Source organism: Syntrophorhabdus sp., assembly GCA_012719415.1.
Taxonomy (GTDB): domain Bacteria; phylum Desulfobacterota; class Syntrophorhabdia; order Syntrophorhabdales; family Syntrophorhabdaceae; genus Delta-02.
The window spans coordinates 1-3,879 of sequence record JAAYAK010000122.1 but is presented as its reverse complement, the minus strand read 5'-3'; the positions used below and the strand labels follow the sequence as shown (position 1 = coordinate 3,879).

Genomic DNA, 3,879 nt, shown 5'->3' with positions numbered 1-3,879 from the left:
TCTCACCACCCTGGACAAGCACCTCAAGGTCATCGATACCACCCATTTCTATGCCGGAAAAGAGATGGAGCTGATCGATTTCATAAAAGAAACCGTTCCGAAGCGGTAGAATGGGACCATTCTCCCTTCTTCTTGAATAGATACCTGCTTTGTGTTAATTTGATGAACAGAATCCAGCGGGTTACGACAGCCTGAAACGGTGAAAAATCTCCCCACTGCAAGAGAATGTCGCAAGCTGATCGCTCCCGGCCGGGTTACTTTCTATCTCAGCAAGGACTGTTCTGCCATGGATTACAAAGACACACTGAACCTCCCAAAGACACCCTTTCCCATGAGAGGCAACCTGCCCGTCAGGGAAAAGGACATGCTTGCCCGCTGGCAAGAGATAGACCTCTACCGGAAGATGACCGGGGCGCGAAAAGACAGCCCCACCTTCATACTCCACGACGGCCCCCCTTACGCCAACGGCAATATCCACCTCGGGACGGCCCTCAACAAGATCCTCAAGGACATCATCATCAAGGCGAAGTTCATGACGGGCCACAGGGCGGACTATGTCCCGGGATGGGACTGCCACGGCCTGCCCATAGAACACCAGGTGGAGAAGAACGTCAAGCAGAAGAGGCTCGAGCTCTCCAAGCTGGATACCCGGAAGGAATGCAGGGCCTACGCGCGGCAGTTCATAGATATCCAGCGTGAGGAATTCAAGCGCCTCGGCGGCATCGGGGACTGGGAACATCCCTATATCACCATGGATTTCGACTACCAGGCGACGATCATCGAAGAGGCGGCGAAGTTCTTCCTTCGCGGTGAGGTCTACCGGAAGAAGAAACCCGTCTACTGGTGCCTTAACTGCGAGACGGCCCTCGCCGAGGCGGAGATCGAATACGACACCAAAAGGTCGAGTTCCATATACGTCAAGTTCCCGTACACGGGCGAGAGAGAGCCGGTCTTTGCCGGATATCCCGACAAACCGGTCTACATGCTCATATGGACGACCACACCCTGGACGCTTCCCGCCAACCTGGCCATAGCCGTCCATCCCGATTTCACCTACGTCACCGTGGAAACGGACAAAGAGGTCTACATCGTGCTCAAGGACCTCCTCGAGGACGTCATGCAGAGGGCAGGGATAACAGGATACCGTGTTATCGGAGAGATAGGCCCTGAGACGTTTCGGGGGCTCACGTTCAAGCACCCCTTTATCGACAGGCAGTCCGTCATCGTCTTTGCGGACTACGTCGCCGCCGACACGGGCACGGGCGCGGTCCATACGGCGCCGGGCCACGGCGAGGAGGACTACGAGACGGGTCTCGAGTACGGCCTCGACATCTATTCCCCCGTCAACGAAAAGGGGGCCTTTATAGACGAGGTGGAGTTCTTCAGGGGCATGAATGTCTGGGAGGCCAATCCGAAGGTCATCGAAAAGCTCAAGGAACTGGGGCTCCTCCTTCACACGGAAGAGATCGAGCATTCCTATCCCCATTGCTGGCGCTGCAAGAAACCCGTCATATTCCGGGCGACGGAACAATGGTTCGTCTCCATGGACAGCCACGGACTGAGGCAAAAGGCCCTGGGCGAGGTCGACAAAACCCGATGGATCCCCTCATGGGGCCGCGACAGGATCTACAACATGCTTTCCGTCCGTCCCGACTGGTGCATCTCCCGCCAGCGCACCTGGGGCATCCCGATCACCATTTTCTACTGTGAAAAATGCCGCGAACCTTTCTGGAGCGAAGGATCCTTCAATCGTGTCGTTGAGGCCGTGCGGCAATCGGGCGCGGACGTCTGGTTTGACAGGGATGCCGCACATTTCCTGCCTGAAGGCACGAAGTGCGGCCGCTGCGGCAACACCACCTTTTCACAGGAACAGGACATCCTCGATGTCTGGTTCGATTCGGGTGTGAGCTGGGCCGCCGTCTGCAGGAAGAGACCGGAGCTGAAGTACCCTGCCGACCTCTACCTCGAGGGGAGCGACCAGCACCGGGGATGGTTCCACAGCTCTTTGCTGACCTCAGTGGGCAACGAGGGCCAGGCCCCCTACAAGGCGGTGCTGACCCACGGGTTTGTCGTGGACGGCTCCGGCAGGAAGATGTCCAAGTCCCTGGGCAACGTCATTGCCCCCAACGAGGTCATCGAAAAGTTCGGCGCCGAGATACTGCGCCTCTGGGTTACCTACGAGGATTACCGCGACGATATCAAGATATCGAAGGACATCATCAACCGCCTCGTGGAAACGTACCGCCGAATCCGCAACACCCTGCGGTTCCTTCACGCGAACATCAACGAGGACTTCGAACCGGGCCGCGACACCGTCCCTTATGAAGGGCTGTCCCTCCTCGACAGGTGGCTTCTTTCGCGGCTTGCGAGGCTCACCGACCGTGTCCGGGAATCTTACGACAACTATACCCTGCACTCCATCTATCACGCGGTCCACAATTTCTGCACCGTCGACCTCAGCGCCCTGTATCTCGACATCGTCAAGGACAGGATCTACGTGGAGCACAGGGACGCCCGGAAACGAAGGGCATCCCAGACCGTCATATATGAGACGCTTATCGCCCTCGTCAAGCTCATAGCACCCGTCCTTTCCTCGACGGCAGAAGAGATGTGGTCCTATCTCAAGGACTATGTCTCCGAGGAGAGCGTTTTTCTGACCCGGTTCCCCACCGCGGACACGGCCCTCATAAACGGGGCCATCGAGGAGAAGTGGGAAAGGATATGGAAGATCAGGGAACTCGCCAACAAGAAGATCGAAGAGAAGCGCACCGCCAAGGAGATCGGCCACTCTCTCGACACCAAGATCATCATAGACGCCCCCGACGAGGACTACGCGGCCCTCATGGAGCTGGACGACGAGCTTAAGGACGTCTTCATCGTCTCGCAGATCGAGGTGCGCAAGGCCGCCGGGCTCGATGTGACCGTCGTCAGGGCCGAAGGTGACAAGTGCGAGCGGTGCTGGCAGTATGATACGAACATTCTCCGGGACGGGAAATTCCCGAACGTGTGCAAGCGATGCGCCGATACCCTTTCTTTGCTCTAGTACCGGTCATCTTCGCCCTGGACAGGCTCACAAAGGCGCTCATCATGAGGGACCTCCCCCTGCTGAGTGAGATACAGGTTACGTCCTTCTTTTCCATCGTCCACGTGCGGAACCTGGGAGGCGTCTTCGGTGTTCTCAACGAGAGCGAGTACGCCCGGCACATCTTCACGGTCGTGCCCGTCCTCGTCGTCGCCGCCCTGATATACATCCTTGTCCGGTACGCGATGGGAAAGGCAAAGACCTTCGCGCTGTGTCTTATTCTCGCCGGCGCCCTGGGCAACATATATGACCGCATATTCTACGGAAGCGTCGTCGATTTCCTCGATCTCCACTACGGGAAGTATCACTGGCCGGCCTTCAATGTAGCCGACATAGCCCTCACCATCGGCATCGGGCTCCTCATCCTCCTCGAATTGACCGGCGCAAAGGACCGGCAACCCTCCGATTGACGGTGCATTACGTTGCGGTACCGGGGGCCTTGAAGAGGGACAACGTGAACGATATCCTGGAAGAAGAAAGAAAGCTCAGGAGGCTTCGCTTTGTGGTCGATTTTGCCCTTGAGTTCATCCGCACCCAGGACATCCCCCACGACCACGCGATACGCATCGTCGAAGGGGTGCGCAAACAAGCACTGAACCTCTTTCCCGGAAAGGAGGAGACCTTCGACATCATTTACGCCCCCCGCTTCAAAAGGGCGCTGAACGAGAAATACAGGAGAGACTGAAGACGGTTCAAGGGTTCAAGGGTTCAAGGGTTCAAGGGTTCAAGGGTTCAAGGGTTCAAGGGTTCAAGGGTTCAAGGGTTCAAGGGTTCAAGGGTTCAAGGGTTCAAGGGTT

Annotated in this window: 3 protein-coding genes; all 3 read left to right on the top strand. The window is 57.2% G+C overall.

The features are described from left to right. Nucleotides 1–286 precede the first annotated feature (286 nt). The 3 genes from ileS to GXX82_07610 are packed head-to-tail and all read left to right on the top strand — an operon-like array spanning nt 287 to nt 3,767. A complete protein-coding gene (gene ileS / locus GXX82_07620; protein ID NLT22900.1) occupies nt 287–3,043 on the top strand; it encodes an isoleucine--tRNA ligase in 2,757 nt (918 codons plus the stop codon). Then, complete coding sequence (lspA, locus tag GXX82_07615) at nt 3,016–3,492, top strand: signal peptidase II (GenBank protein ID NLT22899.1); 477 nt, start codon at nt 3,016–3,018, stop codon at nt 3,490–3,492. Before ileS ends, lspA begins: the two co-directional genes overlap by 28 nt. 44 nt (nt 3,493–3,536) lie before the next feature. Next, entirely contained in the window at nt 3,537–3,767 is a 231-nt protein-coding gene (locus GXX82_07610; protein NLT22898.1) for a hypothetical protein, read from the top strand. Nucleotides 3,768–3,879: the final 112 nt, after the last annotated feature.